This is a genomic window from Streptosporangium sp. DT93 (assembly GCF_049844535.1).
GTDB lineage: Bacteria > Actinomycetota > Actinomycetes > Streptosporangiales > Streptosporangiaceae > Streptosporangium.
The window spans coordinates 13,756-30,241 of the sequence record NZ_JBNCLF010000014.1 but is presented as its reverse complement, the minus strand read 5'-3'; the positions used below and the strand labels follow the sequence as shown (position 1 = coordinate 30,241).

15 protein-coding genes are annotated in these 16,486 nt (G+C 72.9%); 9 read left to right on the top strand and 6 right to left on the bottom strand.

Annotation, left to right across the window (positions count from 1 at the left end; translation table 11 throughout):
- Positions 1 to 485 precede the first annotated feature (485 nt).
- From ACLQ2R_RS26680 to ACLQ2R_RS26660, 5 genes are all read left to right on the top strand, one after another.
- The gene (locus ACLQ2R_RS26680; RefSeq protein WP_425963369.1) at positions 486 to 701 is read left to right on the top strand and encodes a hypothetical protein; all 216 of its coding nucleotides are present in this window, start codon (positions 486 to 488) and stop codon (positions 699 to 701) included.
- A 298-nt stretch (positions 702 to 999) separates the two neighbouring features.
- On the top strand, positions 1,000 to 1,461 hold the full coding sequence (locus ACLQ2R_RS26675; protein WP_425963368.1) for an STAS domain-containing protein: 462 nt from the start codon (positions 1,000 to 1,002) through the stop codon (positions 1,459 to 1,461).
- Between the two features lie 489 nt (positions 1,462 to 1,950).
- Positions 1,951 to 2,490, top strand: a complete 540-nt coding sequence (locus ACLQ2R_RS26670; protein ID WP_425963366.1) for a SigE family RNA polymerase sigma factor — start codon at positions 1,951 to 1,953, stop codon at positions 2,488 to 2,490.
- On the top strand, positions 2,487 to 3,569 hold the full coding sequence (locus tag ACLQ2R_RS26665; protein ID WP_425963365.1) for a hypothetical protein: 1,083 nt from the start codon (positions 2,487 to 2,489) through the stop codon (positions 3,567 to 3,569). The genes ACLQ2R_RS26670 and ACLQ2R_RS26665 overlap by 4 nt, the downstream gene beginning before the upstream one ends.
- Positions 3,570 to 3,893: 324 nt before the next feature.
- Complete coding sequence (locus ACLQ2R_RS26660) at positions 3,894 to 4,289, top strand: peptidase inhibitor family I36 protein (RefSeq protein WP_425963364.1); 396 nt, start codon at positions 3,894 to 3,896, stop codon at positions 4,287 to 4,289.
- 179 nt (positions 4,290 to 4,468) lie between these two features.
- On the opposite strand, the gene ACLQ2R_RS26655 is transcribed toward ACLQ2R_RS26660, so the two are convergent.
- Positions 4,469 to 5,452, bottom strand: a complete 984-nt coding sequence (locus ACLQ2R_RS26655) for a helix-turn-helix domain-containing protein (protein ID WP_425963363.1) — start codon at positions 5,450 to 5,452, stop codon at positions 4,469 to 4,471.
- 245 nt (positions 5,453 to 5,697) lie between these two features.
- Positions 5,698 to 6,531 (bottom strand): class I SAM-dependent methyltransferase, encoded by an 834-nt coding sequence (locus tag ACLQ2R_RS26650; protein WP_425963362.1) that lies wholly within the window; start codon positions 6,529 to 6,531, stop codon positions 5,698 to 5,700.
- 161 nt (positions 6,532 to 6,692) lie between these two features.
- Here ACLQ2R_RS26650 and ACLQ2R_RS26645 point away from each other — a divergent pair, with 161 nt between their 5' ends.
- A complete protein-coding gene (locus tag ACLQ2R_RS26645) occupies positions 6,693 to 7,727 on the top strand; it encodes a zinc-dependent alcohol dehydrogenase family protein (protein ID WP_425963361.1) in 1,035 nt (344 codons plus the stop codon).
- A 111-nt stretch (positions 7,728 to 7,838) separates the two neighbouring features.
- On the opposite strand, the gene ACLQ2R_RS26640 is transcribed toward ACLQ2R_RS26645, so the two are convergent.
- Positions 7,839 to 8,564: a VOC family protein gene (locus tag ACLQ2R_RS26640; protein ID WP_425963359.1), complete on the bottom strand. Its 726-nt coding sequence runs from the start codon at positions 8,562 to 8,564 to the stop codon at positions 7,839 to 7,841.
- 480 nt (positions 8,565 to 9,044) lie between these two features.
- Between ACLQ2R_RS26640 and ACLQ2R_RS26635 the strand changes: the two genes are divergently transcribed.
- Entirely contained in the window at positions 9,045 to 10,277 is a 1,233-nt protein-coding gene (locus tag ACLQ2R_RS26635) for a calcium:proton antiporter (RefSeq protein WP_425963358.1), read from the top strand.
- 527 nt (positions 10,278 to 10,804) lie between these two features.
- Positions 10,805 to 12,520, top strand: coding sequence for an ABC-F family ATP-binding cassette domain-containing protein (locus ACLQ2R_RS26630; RefSeq protein ID WP_425963357.1), 1,716 nt, complete (start codon positions 10,805 to 10,807; stop codon positions 12,518 to 12,520).
- A 123-nt stretch (positions 12,521 to 12,643) separates the two neighbouring features.
- On the opposite strand, the gene ACLQ2R_RS26625 is transcribed toward ACLQ2R_RS26630, so the two are convergent.
- The 3 genes from ACLQ2R_RS26625 to ACLQ2R_RS26615 all read right to left on the bottom strand — a co-directional run bounded on the left by ACLQ2R_RS26625 (position 12,644) and on the right by ACLQ2R_RS26615 (position 15,479).
- The gene (locus tag ACLQ2R_RS26625; protein ID WP_425963356.1) at positions 12,644 to 14,125 is read right to left on the bottom strand and encodes a cryptochrome/photolyase family protein; all 1,482 of its coding nucleotides are present in this window, start codon (positions 14,123 to 14,125) and stop codon (positions 12,644 to 12,646) included.
- A gap of 172 nt (positions 14,126 to 14,297) precedes the next feature.
- Entirely contained in the window at positions 14,298 to 14,870 is a 573-nt protein-coding gene (locus ACLQ2R_RS26620) for a dihydrofolate reductase family protein (RefSeq protein WP_425963355.1), read from the bottom strand.
- A gap of 78 nt (positions 14,871 to 14,948) precedes the next feature.
- Positions 14,949 to 15,479, bottom strand: coding sequence for a pyridoxamine 5'-phosphate oxidase family protein (locus tag ACLQ2R_RS26615; RefSeq protein WP_425963354.1), 531 nt, complete (start codon positions 15,477 to 15,479; stop codon positions 14,949 to 14,951).
- Between the two features lie 110 nt (positions 15,480 to 15,589).
- On the opposite strand from ACLQ2R_RS26615, the gene ACLQ2R_RS26610 reads away from it, so the two are divergent.
- On the top strand, positions 15,590 to 16,456 hold the full coding sequence (locus ACLQ2R_RS26610; protein WP_425963351.1) for a LysR family transcriptional regulator: 867 nt from the start codon (positions 15,590 to 15,592) through the stop codon (positions 16,454 to 16,456).
- Positions 16,457 to 16,486 lie beyond the last annotated feature (30 nt).

Genomic DNA, 16,486 nt, shown 5'->3' with positions numbered 1-16,486 from the left:
CCGCGATTCGGCGCCCACCGAGGCGGGCGCCGGCGAGCGACGAAACCCATGCCGGTCGCGTCACGGTGACCGCCCGTCGACCCGGCGCCCCGGGCAAGACCTCGCCCCTCCGGAAAACCACCAAACTCGGGGTAGACCATTCCCTATGCCGAGCTGGTCGCCCTCGGGTTCGTCACCGAATCGGAGGGCATCTCCTACGAGGAGGCCGTCGGCCGCTTCGGCTCACAGTCGTCCGACAGCCGAGTGATCGGCAAACTTGATGAGGAGTTCCCTGACGAAATCTCCGGCGTCGGACACGTCGACGACCGGCGGGGACTGCGCGTCGGCTTCAAGGGGCGCCCATCCCGGCTCGCGCGATCGAGCCGGCCAGGCCCCTTCCCGTGGAGGTCACCCTGATCGGCGGCAAGGGATTCTCGGCCTCGGAGCTCCGGCGGACCCAGGACACGGTCGTCTCCCGGCTCCGATCCCGTCCCGAGGCGGCAACGATGACGGCGCACTCGGATGAGGAGACCGGCCGCGTCAAGGTCACCGTTCAGCCGAAGGCGATGCCGGGCGATCCCGAGGAGTTCACGCGTGGGCTTCAGCACCCGCAGCTGGACAATCCGCACATCACCGTCGAGGTCACGCTCTCCACCGCCGCTTCGGTCACGGTCAGAGCCACCGGAGCCCCCGGCGTGCACACGGCTCGACCCCGAGCTTGATCCTTCACTCCGCTCCCTGGTGGCTGGGGACATGTTCGGGAGCGGAGGGCCCGGACGGGAGATCTCCCCTGGGCTGCATCCGGACGGATCCGGCTAACGAAACAGATAATGGCAAGGGTGATGTTTCCGGCCAGAAGCCCACAGCACCTCCTCGATGCCGTAGAACGGAAGAGAGGCGGCCGGCCCCCGGTGCGCGTCCGATCGAAAAGGTCGTTCGCTCGCGGGAACCTCCCCCGCCCGGCGATCCGCAGGCCCTGATCCCGGGATCGCCCCGGAACCAAAGCGGAACGGAAAGCTCTTGAACCTGTCGGTGCGTCTTCTCCGCGTACACGCGGCGACCTTCGTGGTCACCGTCGCCGGTGACCTGGACCTGTACAGCGCGCCGCTGCTCTCGCCGTTGCTGGCCCCGCCGCCGGGGCCCGGCCCCCGCCACATCGTGCTGGACGCGGCCCGGCTGATCTTCTGCGACGTGGCCGGGGCGCGCCTGCTCACCTCCACCCACCAGATCCTGAAGGAGACCGGCGGGGGCCTGGTGATCGCCGGCGCGCCGGGCTCGCTGCGGCGGCTGACGGCGCTTGTCGCCGGGCACCCCGCCGACGCGCCGGCGCACCACGCCGACGTCCCCGAGGCCCTGCGGGCCTGCGCCGGACCCGGCGGTGAGGACGTTTCACCGTACGCGCCCCGGCACCTGCCCTCCTTCCGCGGCCTGGGCGCGGGCCGCGGCGCCCCCACGGGCGCGCGGGTCCGCCGCCGTACCTGATCGTTCTCGGGGTGCCGGTAAGAAACGTGTCATGAGCCCCGAACGAGCGGCACCGCGCAGGCCACCATCATGAACCCGTCGGGGTCGAACCCTGCCCGGCCCTGACGTGATCTTGTACGGAATCGATCGTCTCTGAGGCACCTTTCAACTGAGAGGGAGCGGGGTCACGGCGGAGGAGCTCGCGCCGGTGCTGCGTGTCGCCGACCGCCGCGCCGCTCAGCGGCGCCGCGCCCGCCGTGCCGCAGGAGCGTTCCGATACACCGTCCAGCGGATCGCCGACCGCCTCGACGTCAGCCCGCGCCACTGTCCACCGCCAGCTGGACCCCGACAGGCCGGTCTGGGCACACGGGGCCCGGGGCTGCCCTCGATCGCACATCGCGGCGGTAAGCCAAGCCCGCCGGCCAGGACGCCGTCATGCTGTTTTGAGCGCACACCCACTTGATTACGGGCGTGACGCAACCTCCTGGGGGGCTTGTGCATGTAGAAGACATGAAATCCGAGATCATCCATCCGCCCCCAGGCTCCCCGGGCGGTGAGGCCTCGGCCGACACGGTCGTAGCCGAGTTGTTCCTCGTTCACCGCCTCGCGCTTGTGCGCCTGGCGTTCCTGTTGGTGGGCGATCAGGAGAGTGCCGAGGACGTGGTCCAGGACGCGTTCGCTGCGGTGTATCGCAGGTGGAGCCGGTTGTCCGACCGGGAGCAGGTACTGCCGTACCTGCGCACGGCCGTGGTCAACGGGTGCCGGATGGTCTTACGGCGCAGGGCGATCGGCGGGCGGTTCCGCGGTCACCGCGAGGTTCCCTTCTGGTCGGCGGAGGCGGCGGTGCTGTTGGGGGAGACCCGGCGGCGGGTGTTCTTGGCCGTGCGGGCTCTGCCCCGACGTCAGCGCGAGGTGTTGGTGCTGCGGTTCTACCTCGACCTGCCGGAAGCGGAGATCGCCCAGGTGATGGGGGTCAGCCGCGGAACGGTCAAATCAACGGCATCCCGGGCGCTGAAGGTGCTCGCCGCGAAACTGCAGGAGGAGCTATGACTCGAAACGTTGAAGACCGACTCCGTGACGCTTTCACCGCCGGTGCGGAACTCGTGTCCCCGGAGAGCCTGAAGACTGTCGCGGCTCCTGCCGCGGTCCGGCGGCGCAGGGGTTTCAGGGGCCTGCCGGTGCTGGCGGCCGCGTCCGTCGCGGTGGTGCTCGGCACGGTCGCGATCGTCCCCTCGCTGTTGCGCCATTCGGCGGCTCCGGCGGGGTTCACCGCCGTTGTGGACGCGTTGGCGCGGCGGGTCGAGCAACCGCGTGAATACTGGCGTAGCGAATTGGAGACGCTGGAGTGGGGTCGGCCGATCGGGCAGAGGTACAACATCGAGGACAAGGTCCGCCGGGTCTCCTGGGCCACTTCCCGCGGCCCTGTCGTGGAGACCACGCCGCTCTACACCCGGCCCCTCACGACCGCCGACGAACGGAAATGGCGTGAGACGGGTGCGCCCGCCCTGTGCGGTTTCGCGGTGGGCTGCAAAAATGTGCAGGGTCGGCGTGGCCGGACGTCCCGCGACTTCCCAGGGGGCTTCGAGCTCGCCGGGGGGGTGTCACTGACCCGTTCCCAGCTCCTCGCGCTACCACAGGACCCACAGCGGCTGAGAGCGGAGTTGTTGCTGCGGCTGCGGGACATGCGGCGCCAGGAACCTGCCCTTACAGGCCGTTCCTACGTCAAGCGACCCTCGGAGCAGGACATGCTGTGGGGGTTGGGCGAGAAACTGCTCATGTACGCGCCCACCCCTCCTGCGGTGCGGGCCGCTGTCCTGCGCATGATGGCCGCGACGCCGGGCGCGCGGACCGTGGACGAGGCCAGGGACGCCGAAGGGCGAAGCGGCATGGCCATCGTACGCAGAACCGATCGCGATCCGCTGGAACGGCGGCTGTTGATCGATCGGTCCAGCGGCGACGTACTCGGGACGACGACTGTGGTGGCCGGGCCACTGCCTGAGACCTCCGGCCTGGACATCGGCGACATGGCCGACGCGCAGGTGGTCAAGGAACTCGGCTGGACCGGCGAGGGACCCCGGCTCCCCGAAGGGTGCAGCCGGCAGGCCGGGAAAACCTGTGACGGCTCTTGAGCGTGTCACGCCACAAGCGCCGGGCCCGAGGCCCTGGAGAAGGTGCCGATCCACCGGCACGGCCCCTGGTGCGATGAGGGACCGGAGACGGGAGGGAGTTCTTTTCGATTGCCACGGCGAACCACGGACGGCGGCCCGGGGGCCCGGCGGCGATCACGGAGGATCCGGCGAACCCACCTACGGGCCGCGCGAGGTGACACCGTCGTCGGCACCCACGGTGCACGCAGACCGAAGGAGTGTGTACTCAGGCGTAACGACAGGCCGGACCGCGGCGGGCATTCTTCGACAGGAAGAAGGAAGAACATCCTGAAAGGAGAACTGCGCATGTCGCAGCGAACAAAGCGGGGGCTCCGCGTGGGTGCCACCACGCTGAGAATTCTCGGCGCCGTCGGTGCCGCGGCCGTGCTGGTGCCCGCCCTGGCGATCGGCTCGGCCCAGGCCTCCCCCACCGGAACCGCCCGTCAGGCGGCCGTGGTCACCGGTGTCCACGTCTACGACAAGACGCGCTTCACGGGCCCGGACACCTGGCTCAACGGGAACGTCGGCGAGTGCAAGTACGTCGGTGCCGGCTGGAACGACATCATCAATTCCGCCCGTACCGAGAGCGACCGCGTGGTGGAACTGTGGGACAACTCCGGTTGCACCGGGGGTTCGATCGTCGTCGACAGAACCGGCTACGGCTCGATCGGCAACTGGGTCAGTGCCTACCGTATCCGCTAGTCGGGTGACTGCCGGTCACCGGGACCTCCGGTCCCACGACTGATCGGCCTCGGGGCGGGCGCGCGCCGCTCCCGCCCCGAGGCCGGCAGGCGAACCGTGTGCCGGTGCCCGTGACCGGAAGGTGACGGCGAGGATCCGATCGCGTTCGGCGTCGGCACGGACGGCGTCCCCGCCGCTGGTCAGTCCGGGGGCACCGTGGCGCACTGCTGCCGGAACTGGCGCGGGGACAGACCGTAGGCGTCGCGGAAGACCTGGCTGAAGTGCTGGAGGTTGGAGAACCCCCACCGGGCCGCGATCGCGGTGATCGTACGGTCGGCCAGCCAGGGCTCGGCCAGGTCGCGCCGGCACCGTTCCAGGCGGCGTTCGCGGATCCAGCCGGCGACGGTGTGCTCTTCGGCGCGGAACAACCGGTGCAGGTAGCTCACCGAGATGTGGTGGGCCGCGGCGATCGCGGCCGGGCTCAGGTGGGCATCGCCCAGGTTCGCCTGGACGAAGGCGTGGATCTGGGCGAGCAACGCGCGCCGCCGGTTGCCCGCCGGCACCGCGTCGTGGGCGTCCAGCGCGTCGGCCAGCGCGGCGGTCAGGACGTCGAGCGTCAGGGTGGAGGCCCGCATCGCCTCCGCCGGACCGAACTCCTCCAGGCGCCGGGCCAGCTGCAGCAGGAACGGCGAGGCCAGCGCGCCGATGCCTCGGTCACCCCGGATGCGGAGCCCGCTGAGCTCTCGCAGGCCCCGCTCGGGCAGCGTCAGCAACGAGCGCGGGAAGTGCAGCGTCAGCAGCCGGCCGCCCGCGGGGTCCCTCGACCCGAAACTGGTCAGGTAGGGGTGCGAACTGTCACGGAGCATCAGGTCTCCGACACGCAGGTCCGCCTGCCGGTCGGCTTGCTCCCCCCTGGCGTGACCGTGGACGATGCAGGTCACGAAGTAGGTCTCGGGGTCGGAGCGGCGGATCAGCCGGGGCGTGCGCCGGATCGTCAGCGACGGCGCGGTCAGCAGGGTCGCCTGAAGGGGGCCGAGCTCGCTGAGAGCGGCCCGAACGGTGAACGTGCTTTCCAGAGACGGCTCGCAGTGGGCGTCCAGTGGCATCCACATCTTCGAGTTCGTCTCGCGCCAGAGGGCGAACCGGTCTTCCACCGGGGCCTCGGCGAAGCTGACCACGTCCACGGTTTCTCCACATCGAAGTGTCGCTCTGGGGCCGACCCAGCATCACCCGATGGCCCCCTCGAACACAACCTGGGTGCACGGCGGCCGGCGGCGCCGGGCACCATGCCGACGTCATCGAGGCCCTGCGGGCCTGCGCCGGACCCGGCGGTGAGGACGTTTCACCGTAGGCGTCCCGGCACCCGCTCTCCTTCCGCGGCCTGGGCGCGGGCCGTCGTACCCGATCGTCCTCGTCCCGGGCGGGCCGGTCAGGTGGCGCCGGACCGGGCCGCGGTGACGACCACCGTGGCGTAGGGCATCGTGAAGGCGCCGCCCATCGCGTCGACGGCGGCCCCGACGCCCTCCAGGATGTGTTCCAGCGCGTCCGGCGAGAGCCCGGTGAGGGTGCCGCCGGTGGGAAGCTGGTCCAGCCACTCGTCGCGGGTGTAGGTGCGCTCCCAGTCGAACCGCCACTGCCGGGGCTCGTCGAAGCCGCCCACCTCCCGGACCCCGCCGGAGGCGTTGTCGAACAGCGGCTGGTACCCGTCCACGGCCGACCTCATCGCCCGCGGGTCGACCGTGAACGGTGAGTCGGGCACCACCTGCCGGAAGGCCTCGGCGAAGGCCTCGGCCACGGCGGGCGGGAGCTCGAACACGTGCCAGAAGAGCGCCAGCCGCCCGCCGGGGCGCAGCACCCGCGCGGCCTTGGCCGCTCCCGCGACCGGGTCGACCCAGTGCCAGGCCGTCCCGGCGACGACCGCGTCGAACGTCCGGCCGGCGGGGTCCCACTCCTCGAACGTGGCCACCTCGACCTCGACCCCGCTGCGCCGCGCGAAACCGGCCATGCGCGCGTCGGGTTCGACGCCGAGCACGGCGCAGCCGGCCGCCTGGAACTGGCGGGCCGCCGTGCCGGTGCCGCAGCCGACGTCGAGGACGCCGGGCCCGGGGGCGGCGGCGACGATCCGTTCCACCATGGCGTCGGGGTAGGGCGGCCGGGTGCGGTCGTAGCGTTCGGGGTCGACGCCGAACGACTCGGCCACCCGCCGGTGGCGGTGGGGGGTGATCTCGGAGGGGGACGCCTGTCCGGCGGGCTGAGTGGGCACGCGCCCACGTTAATGGGCACATGCCCACTCGTCAATCGTGACGGGACGCGGGGCGGCGGCGGGTTTACCGACAGCGGACCTACGGCAGGCGCCCAGGTCACCCGGCCTCGACCGGCCATGGGTAGGTCCGAGACGACGATCGACGATGGAAGAAGGCCCTCATGCGAGCGACCATGATCTACGGCGCCGGTGACGTGCGCGTGGAGACCGTGCCCGACCCGGTGCTGCACGAGCCCACCGACGCCCTGGTACGCGTGCTGCGCTCGTGCGTCTGCGGCAGCGACCTGTGGCCCTACAGGTCCCGCCCGGCCGGCGAGCAGGGCGACCGCATCGGGCACGAGTTCCTCGGCGTCGTCGAGGACGTCGGCACGGACGTGGGCGGGCTGCGGCGCGGCGACGTCGTGGTGGCGCCGTTCGTCTGGGCGGACAACACCTGCGACTTCTGCCGCGAGGGCCTGCAGACCTCCTGCCGGCACGGCGGCCAGTGGGGCGCGGACGGCGTGGACGGCGGCCAGGGCGAGGCGGTGCGCGTCCCCCAGGCCGCCGGCACCCTGGTCAAACTGCCCGTCGGCGAGGACGACGAGCTGCTGCCGTCCCTGCTGACGCTGTCGGACGTGTTCCCGACCGGCCACCACTGCGCGGTCACCGCCGGGGTCGGCCCGGGCACGACGGTGACCGTGATCGGCGACGGCGCGGTCGGGCTGATGGCCGTGCTGGCGGCCAGGCGCCTGGGCGCCGAGCAGATCGTCCTCATGGGCCGCCACGAACAGCGCACCGACCTGGGCCGCGACTTCGGCGCCACCGACGTCGTGGCCGAACGCGGCGACGAGGGCGTCGAGCGGGTGCGGGAGCTGACCGGCGGGGACGGCACCCGGGTCGTGCTGGAGTGCGTCGGCACCGAGCAGGCCATCGCGACGGCGTTCGCCGTGGCCCGCGACGGCGGCACCGTCAGCCGGGTCGGCGCGCCGCAGTACGAGAAGGTGCCGATGGGCTTCGGCGAGTTCTTCCGCAACCTCACCCTGACCGGCGGCGTCGCCCCGGCCCGCGCCTACATCGAGGAACTGATGCCCGAGATCCTGGACGGCACCCTGCGGCCCGGCCGCGTCTTCGACCGCACCGTCGGCCTGGAGCAGGTGCCTGACGGCTACCGCGCGATGAACGACCGCACCGCGCTGAAGGTCCTCGTCCGGCCGTGATCACGAGGCCGGGCCGGACACGATGCTCGGCCCGCTCCGCGACGTCGTCGACGCCCTGCTGACCGTCCCCGATCGCGCCCCGCCTGTCCTCGCCCGCCGCCCCGGGCCAGGTCACGCCGTCGGGGACACCACGCAGAACTCGTTGCCGTCGGGGTCGGCCATCACCACCCGATCGGCCTCGTGCGGGCCGGCGTCGATCCTCTTGGCCCCGAGGGAGACGAGGCGGTCTACCTCCGCGTGCAGATCACCGTGCGCGGGCGGGGCGAGGTCGAAGTGCAACCTGTTCTTCCCCGTCTTCGGCGCCACCGGCGGGCCGCCCCACGTGATCTTCGGGCCGCCGTGCGGCGAGCGGACGGCGGTCTCCAGGTCCTGGTCCCAGACCAGCGGCCAGCCCAGCGCCTCGCTCCAGAAGTACCCCACCTGCTGCGAACCGTCGCACGCGAGCGCCCCGACGAACCCGCAGTCGGCGAGGAACTCGTTGCCCGGCGCGATGACGCAGAACTCGTTGCCCTCGGGGTCGGCGAGCACCACGTGCCCCTCCTCGGGAAGCTGCCCGATGTCGATGTGCCGCGCGCCGAGTTCGAGTGCCCTGGCCACCGTCCGGCTCTGGTCCTCCAGGGAGGTGCTCGTCAGGTCGAAGTGCATCTGGTTCGGGACGGTCTTCTGCTCCCGCGTCTCGAGGCACCGGATCCGGAACCCGGTGTCGTCGCCCGGCAGGAGCGTGAAGCCGTCGCGGGGGTCGTCGGCCAACTCCCAGCCCAGGAGCCCGCCCCAGAAGCGCGCCAGGCGCAGCGGGTCGTTCGCATCGAAACAGAGCGCGACGAGCTGAGCAGTCATCCCGCATCACCAATCTGCCGACTCACGGGCGCGGGAGAGGCACCTGCCGCCGCGCATGACGGAGGCCAACGCTAACCCGCCCCGCGACCGCGGCGCCAACGGATTTTACGCCCCCCGGTGAGCCTGGCGACGTCCCTCGGCGAGCCGGGCGACGTCCACCCGGAGACGGACGATCACCCGGTGGACGGCACACCGCTCCCGTGGCGAGAACTCCCCCGATGCCGGCGAACGATCGACGGCCGGCGGAGGGCCGACGCAGAGCCGACGCAGAGCCAGCGGAGAGCCGACGGTGGGCCGGGGGCCGGACCGTCGTCTCGGCGACCCGCCCGGGGTGTCCGCGTCGGGCAACGTCACGGTTCGATACTGTCGACGCATGATCGCTGGATACGCGCAGGTAACGACCGCGGAGCGGGACACCGGCCACCGGATCGACGCGCCGATCCACGCCGCCGCCGACCGCGCCACGACCGGGACGACGGCATGAACGCCTCCGAACGCACCGACCCTCCCGAGGCGACCGGAACGGCCGGGACGACCAGCCCCCCCGAGGCGACCGGCCTTCCCGAGGCGACCGATCCTTCCGAGGCGACCGGGTCGACGGCCGCCCCCGAGCCTCCTCGGCGGCTGCTCACCGACTGGCGGTTCGTGACACCGCCGCTCGCCGTCGTCGTGCTGGTCGCCTCCTGGGGCCGGGACCTTCCCGCACCGCTGCTGGTGGTCATCGCCGTGGTGCTGGGCGCCGCGGTGCTGGCCGCCGTGCACCACGCCGAAGTCGTCGCCCACCGTGTCGGCGAGCCCTTCGGATCGCTGCTGCTGGCCGTCGCCGTCACCGTCATCGAGGTCGCCCTGATCGTGACCCTCGTGATCTCCGGCGGGCCCGGGACGGCATCACTGGCCCGCGACACCGTCTTCGCCGCCCTGATGATCACCTGTAACGGGATCCTCGGGCTGTCGCTGTTCATCGGCGCCGTCCGCTACCGCCTCGCGGTGTTCAACGCCGAGGGAACCGGCGCCGCCCTGGCCACCGTCGCGACCCTCGCCGTCGTCTGCCTCGTGCTGCCGACCTTCACCACCGCCCGCTCCGGGCCGCAGTTCTCCCCGACGCAGCTGATCTTCGCCGCCGTGGCGTCCGTCGCCCTCTACGCCGCGTTCGTCAGCACCCAGACCGTCCGCCACCGCGACTTCTTCCTGCCCGTCACCAGCGAGGGCAAGGTGATCAACGACGCCGACAACGACGACCACGCCGACCCGCCCACCGCCCGCGCCGCCCTCATCAGCCTGGTACTGCTGCTCGTCGCCCTGGTCGCGGTCGTCGGCCTGGCCAAGGTCCTCTCCCCCGCCATCGAGGAGACCGTCGCCGGTCTGAGCCTGCCCCACTCGTTCGTCGGCGTGATCATCGCCCTGCTCGTCCTGCTGCCGGAAACCCTCGCCGCGGCCAACGCCGCCCGCCGCAACCGCATCCAGGTCAGCCTCAACCTCGCGCTGGGCTCCGCCATGGCCAGCATCGGCCTGACCATCCCCGTGATCGCCATCGCGACGATCTGGCTCCCCGGACCCCTGTCCCTGGGCCTCGGCGCGAACCAGATCGTCCTGCTCGCGATCACCGTCATCGTCGCCACGCTGACCGTCGTCCCGGGCCGGGCCACCCGCCTGCAGGGACTCGTCCACCTCATCCTGCTCGGCGCGTTCCTCCTGCTGGCCGCCCACCCCTGAGGCGTGCGGCCCCGGACGTCCCCGCCGGACCGGCATCGGAGAAGGTGCCCTCCCGGACGGACGGGGCGGCCGCGCCCGGTCCCGGAGATCGGCGCGGCCGAACCGGGCCGGCGCCTCCCGCCGGCGCCGGCCCGCGGCCCTCGGCGGGCCCCCTCGATCAGCAGCGCCGTCCCCGAGTGATCGAGCGGCACGCCGGCGCCGGTCCGCGACCCTCGGCGGGCACCGGGGCGGCCGGCCGGCGGTGCATGACGGTCATAGGCGAGGCGGCGATCACGGCCGGCGGGGCGAAGCCACACGGTGATCACAAGGGCCGCCCGTGTGGCGCCGCGAGCGGGCGAAATCCGGATGAGCCGGAAGCGTCGAGGCTGCTACCGTGATCGTCATGGCACGAGGTATCTGGTCGCAGAAGGTCCGTTCCGCCCGCTGACGGCGGCGCCTTCCTTCTGCTGAGTCCGCGCTCGCCGTCCCGGTTCCCGCCGGGCGGCCCGTGACCGCTGCCCGGCTCCACTGCGAGCTGCGGAGCACCGTTGAACCTCACCCCGAACCCCGAAACCCCGGGCCGCGAAACGCCGAGCCCGGAAAACACGAGCCCGGAAAACACGTCCCTGCCCGTCGAGGCGGGTGACAACGCCCACGTCCGCGCCACCGGCGTCACCGTGACCCGCGGGTCCCGCCGGATCCTGGACGACGTGTCGATCACCGTCTCCGCCCGGTCGCGGGTCGCCGTCGTCGGTGAGAACGGCCGCGGCAAGACGACGCTGCTGCACCTCCTTGCCGGGCTCCTCACGCCGGACGCGGGCACCGTGCACCGGGCCGGCACGATCGGCCTGGCCCGCCAGGAACTGTCCGCGCGTGACGGCGAGACCGTCGGCTCCCTGACGTCCGAGGCGCTGGCCGCCTCGCTCGCGGCCCTCGGCGCGCTGGAGGAGGCGACCCTCGCCATGGCCGGGGGTGACTCCGCCGCCGACGACCGCTACTCCGCCGCGCTCGACGCCGCCGTCCGGCTGGACGCGTGGGACGCCGAACGCCGCGTCGACGTCGCCCTCGAAGCCCTCGGCGCCTGCACCGACCGCGACCGTCCGCTGGCGACGCTGTCGGTCGGGCAGCGCTACCGGGTACGGCTGGCGTGCCTGCTCGGCGCGCGGCACGACGTGCTGCTGCTCGACGAGCCGACCAACCACCTCGACGCCGGCGGGCTGGACTTCCTGACCCGCAGGCTGCGCGAGCACGACGGCGGTCTCGCCCTCGTCAGCCACGACCGGGCGCTGCTGCGCGACGTCGCGGACCGCTTCCTCGACCTCGACCCGACCCGCGACGGGAAGCCGCGGCTGTACGCGGGCGGCTACGACGCCTGGCAGGAGGCCCGGCGTCGCGAGCGCGAGCACTGGGAGCAGGACCACGAACAGCAGCTGGCCGAGCACCGGCGGCTGCAGGACGCGGTGTCGAAGGCCCGCGACCGGCTCTCCACCGGCTGGCGGCCGGACAAGGGAACCGGTAAGCACCAGCGCCAGTCCCGCGCACCGGGCGTCGTGCAGGCCCTGAACCGGCGGCGGGACGCCTTGCGGGAGCACCGGATCGACGTGCCGCAGCCCCCGCCGACGTCGCGGTGGCCGGACCTGAGCGTCCGGCCGGGCTCGCCGCAACTGCGCGCGTACGGTATCGCCGTCGACGGGCGGCTGGCCGGTCCGGTCGACCTCACCCTCGACGGAGGCGACCGGCTGCTCGTCACCGGTCCCAACGGCGCGGGGAAGTCCACGCTGCTCGCGGTGCTGGACGGCTCGCTGGAACCCACGACCGGGCACGTCCGGACGGCGAGGGAGGCGCGGATCGCCAGGGTCACGCAGGAGACCGCCGGGCAGGACCCCGCGCTCACCGCCCACGAGGCCTACACCCGCCATGTGGGACGGCTGGTGGCCCGCGGGGCGCTGCGCGACGCCGACGCCGTCCCGCTCGGAGCGCTCGGGCTGCTGGACGCCGAGGCGGCGCGCACGCCGGTCGGGCGGATGTCGCAGGGGCAGCGGCGGCGCCTCGACCTGGCGCTGGCGCTGGCCGGGCGGCCCGGCCTGATCCTGCTCGACGAGCCGACCAACCACCTGTCGCCGGCGCTGGTCGACGAGCTGACCGATGCGATCCGCGCCACGAGCGCCGCCGTCGTCGTCGCCACGCACGACCGGCAACTGCTGCGTGACCTGGCCGGCTGGCCGCGCCTGGAGGTGGGGGAGCTTTCGGCGGCGGATCTCTGACACGCGGATCGGGGCCGGCGTCCCTCCCGCGCCGCGGACACGCGAAGGCGTCCGCGGCGGCTCCCCGGACGGTCCGGTCCCGATGTTCCCCCCATCCCGGCCCGTGCCGCCCGCCGGGCCGGGTCAGGGGGGCGCGTCGCCGCGCGCGGCCTCCTGGGCGCACACCTCGTCCAGGTCGTCGAGCCGCCGCATGCCGTACACGCCGCGGGCCGTGCGCGGGTTGGCGGCCAGCCACTCCTGGTTGCGGGCGAAGAACCACCAGTAGCCCGCGGTGAACGGGCAGGCGTCCTCGCCGGTCCGCCGGGAGGGCCGGTAGCGGCAGGACCCGCAGAAGTCGCTCATGCGGTTGATGTACGCGCCCCCGGCCGCGTACGGCTTGGTCGCCAGCATGCCGCCGTCGGCGTGCTGCGACATGCCGACCACGTTGGGCACCATCACCCAGTCGTACCCGTCGACGAAGCAGCGGTGGAACCACTCGGTCAGCCGCGCGGGGTCGTACCCCCGCTGGAGCGCGAAGTTGCCGAGCACCATCAGCCGGATGATGTGGTGGGTGAACCCGGTGTCGCGCACCTGGGCCAGCGCCCACGACAGGCAGCGCGCCTCGACGGCGTCGGCGTCCAGCTCCTCGAACCAGGCGGGCGGAGCCACGCGGGCCGACAGCCGGTTGAGGTCGCGGTAGTCCTCGCCGAAGTACCAGTACAGGTGCCAGATGTAGTCGCGCCAGCCGATGAGCTGCCGCACGTACCCCTCGACGCTCGCGAGCGGGGCGTGGCCCGCCCGGTAGGCGGCCTCGGCGGCCCGCACGCACGTCATGGGGTCGAGCAACCCGAGGTTGACGGCGGGCGAGAGCATGCTGTGCGCCATGAACGGGTCGTCGGCGAGCATCGCGTCCTGGTGCGGGCCGAAGGCGGGCAGCCGTTCGCCGACGAAGCTCCGCAGCGCGTCGCGGGCCTCCGCGGCGGTGGCGGGGAACGTGCGCGGGCCGTCGCGCCCGACGAAGGACACCTCGCCGTCGCGTTCCCACCGGTCGAGGTCGTGGCGCACCCGCTCGTCGATCTCGTCCTCCTCGGCCGTCCACGGGCCGGGCACGTCCAGCCCTCCCGGGGGCGGCGGCTCGCGGTTCTCCGCGTCGAGGTTCCACCGGCCGCCGGCGGGATCGTCGCCGTCCATGAGCACGTCCAGGCGGCGCCGGGCGTCGCGGTAGAAGTCCTCCATGAGCAGCCGGTGGCCGCCCCTGCTCCCGGCCCAGGTGCTGAACTCCTCCGCGGTGCTGGTGAACCCGCGCGAGGGCAGGACGGTCACCTCGGGACGGCTGCGGACGAACGCGTCGGCCGCGTGGCTGGTGGGCCCGCAGACGGTGACCGGGCCGCCGGCGCGGCCGAGCGCCTCGGCGAAGGTGGCGGTCCGCAGGAAGAGGGCGCGCTCACCCAGCTCGGCCGCCCGGTGCCGCAGCGCCGAGAGCACCAGGTGCGCCTTCTGCCGGTGGTAGCGCCGCCGTCGCAGCGCCGACCTGGCCTCGACCAGCAGCACCGGCTGGTCGCCGGAGTCGAGGAAGTGCTCCCCGAGCTGATCGGCGAAGAGCCATCGCCTGCCGTGTTCCCCCATGCCGCCATCCTGGCCGCTCGGGGCACCTTTTCCCGCGCGCCTCGCGGGTCGGGCCGCGCCGGGTGCGGCTCCTCGTGGCGGCCGTGACCGTCCAGGGTCGCCGGGTCCCGGCCGCCGGCGCGCTCATCGCCGCCGCCGGGAACGTGATCGCTCACCGTCCGGTGCGGGCGACTCACCCCCGCGCGGCGTCCGTGACGCCGTAGCGCAGATGGACCACGCCGTTGCCGAAGCGCCGCTCGTCGAGCAGTTCCAGGTCGACGCGCACGTCGCCGGGGAAGAACGCGGTGCCGCCGCCGACGATCGCCGGTCCGACGAAGAGGTGGTACTCGTCGACCAGGCCGGCCCGGATCGCCTGCGCCGCCAGGTGCGGCCCGGCGACGGCGATGTCGAGGTCGCTCCCGGCCTTCAGCCGCCGTACCGCCTCCGGGTCGAACGTCCGCTCGACGCGGGTCCGTTCGCCGGTCACCTCGCGAAGCGTCGTGGAATAGACGATCTTGTCGGCGGCCTGCCAGACCCGCGCCCACTCCAGGACGAACGGCTCCTGGCCGGGCAGCGTGTGCGCGGTCTCCCAGTAGGCCATCGTGTCGTACATCCGGCGGCCGTACAGGTACGTGCCGATCGACCGCCCGTGCTCGTTGATGAACCTGTGCGACTCCTCCTCGGGGCCGCCCCAGCCAAAGTCGCCGTTCCTGTCGCTGATGTAGCCGTCGAGTGACGTGATCATCGAGTAGACGAGCTTACCCACGGTGTTCCTTCCTTCCTGTGCCGACGATGACCCCAGCGATCGAGGCGCGACCCGCGCGGGACCGGCCGGCCCTTCCCGTCAGGGGCGTGTGACGCGGAGCCGCGCGTCGACGGCGTTGTCGAAGCGCGCGTCCCCGCCCCGGATCAGGACGAAGTGCCGTCGCACGTCGGCGCCGTAGGCCACCAGGGGGCCGGACGGCGCGAGGTCGTCCCCGGTGAGCTCCCTGCCCGCGGGAAGGCGGGCGTTGATCGTCGCCATGGCCTCGGCGGGATCGTCGGCGGGGCCGGCGGTCGCCTCCAGGTAGAGCGCCTCGGCGCCGCCCACGGGGGCGTGGGAGTCGAAGACCGTGACGGCCACGTCCGGGCGTTCGGCGAGGTTGCGGGAGTGCCTGCTGCCGGGTGACGACACCCAGAAGAGCCGGTCCTCGTCGCGGGCGGCGAAGAAGACGGGGGTGGCCCACGGCCGCCCCCGGCCGTCGGCGGTGGCGAGCACGAGGTAGCGGCAGTCGCCGAGCAGCCGGGGAACCGTCTCCCACATGACGACCTCGGCCGGTGCGCTCCTCTGGCCGTCCTCGGGTGCCGGCCTGTTCGCCGCGCTCGTGTCCGTCATCGTTCCCCCTGTGATCGCCGGTGGTCCGCACATCCTCGCGTTCACCGCACGGCCTCATCAACGACGGGATCTGGAACGATCGTTCACACCTGCTGAAGAATGAGGGAGCGGTGGAACGTCAGGACATCGAGGTGTTCCTCGTGCTCGCCGAGGAGCTGCACTTCGCGCGCACGGCCGAGCGCCTCCGCGTCTCGGCCGCGACGATCAGCCAGACCGTCGCCAAGCTGGAGCGCCGCTTCGGCGCGCCGCTGTTCCACCGCACCACCCGCCGGGTCGAGCTGAGCCCGCTCGGCAGGCAGCTCCTGGACGATCTGCGGCCCGCGCACGCGCAGGTCCAGGCCGCGATCGCGCGGGCGACCGCGGCGGGGCACGGCATCACCGGCACGCTGGACGTGGGCTACATGTCGGCCGCGGTGGCCCAGGTCCTCCTGCCGTTCGCCGACGGTTTCCGCCGCCGGGTGCCCGGCCGCCGGGTGGCCATCCGTGAGACCGCGCTCGCCGACCTCTTCGGCCCCCTGCGCCGGGAGGAGGTCGACCTGTCGGTGCTGCCCCTGCCGGTCCGGGAGCCGGACCTCGCCGTCGGGCCGGTGCTGCTGTCGGAGCCGGCGATGCTCGCCGTGCCCGCGGACCATGCGCTGGCGCGCCGCACCCGTGTCGGCCACGACGAGATCGCGCGCGAGAGGGTCTTCTTCGCCGACGACCTGCCCGGTTACTGGATCGACCACCACCTGCCGGTGCCCGGCCGTGACACCGTGTCCCTGCCGGGTTTCCAGGAGATCCTCGCCTACGTCACCTCGGGCCACGGCGTCGCCCTCGTCGGCGCCCAGACGCCGGACCTCTACCCGCGCCCCGGCCTGGCCTGCGTCCCCGTGGAGGGCGGCGCCACGTTCGACTACGCCGTGGTCTGGCGCGCCGACCGGCTCAGGCCCATCGCCGGGGCCTTCCTCCACCACGTCACTCCCCCGGCCGATGACTGAACGACGGGAGTTCCCGCGAACGCGACGACG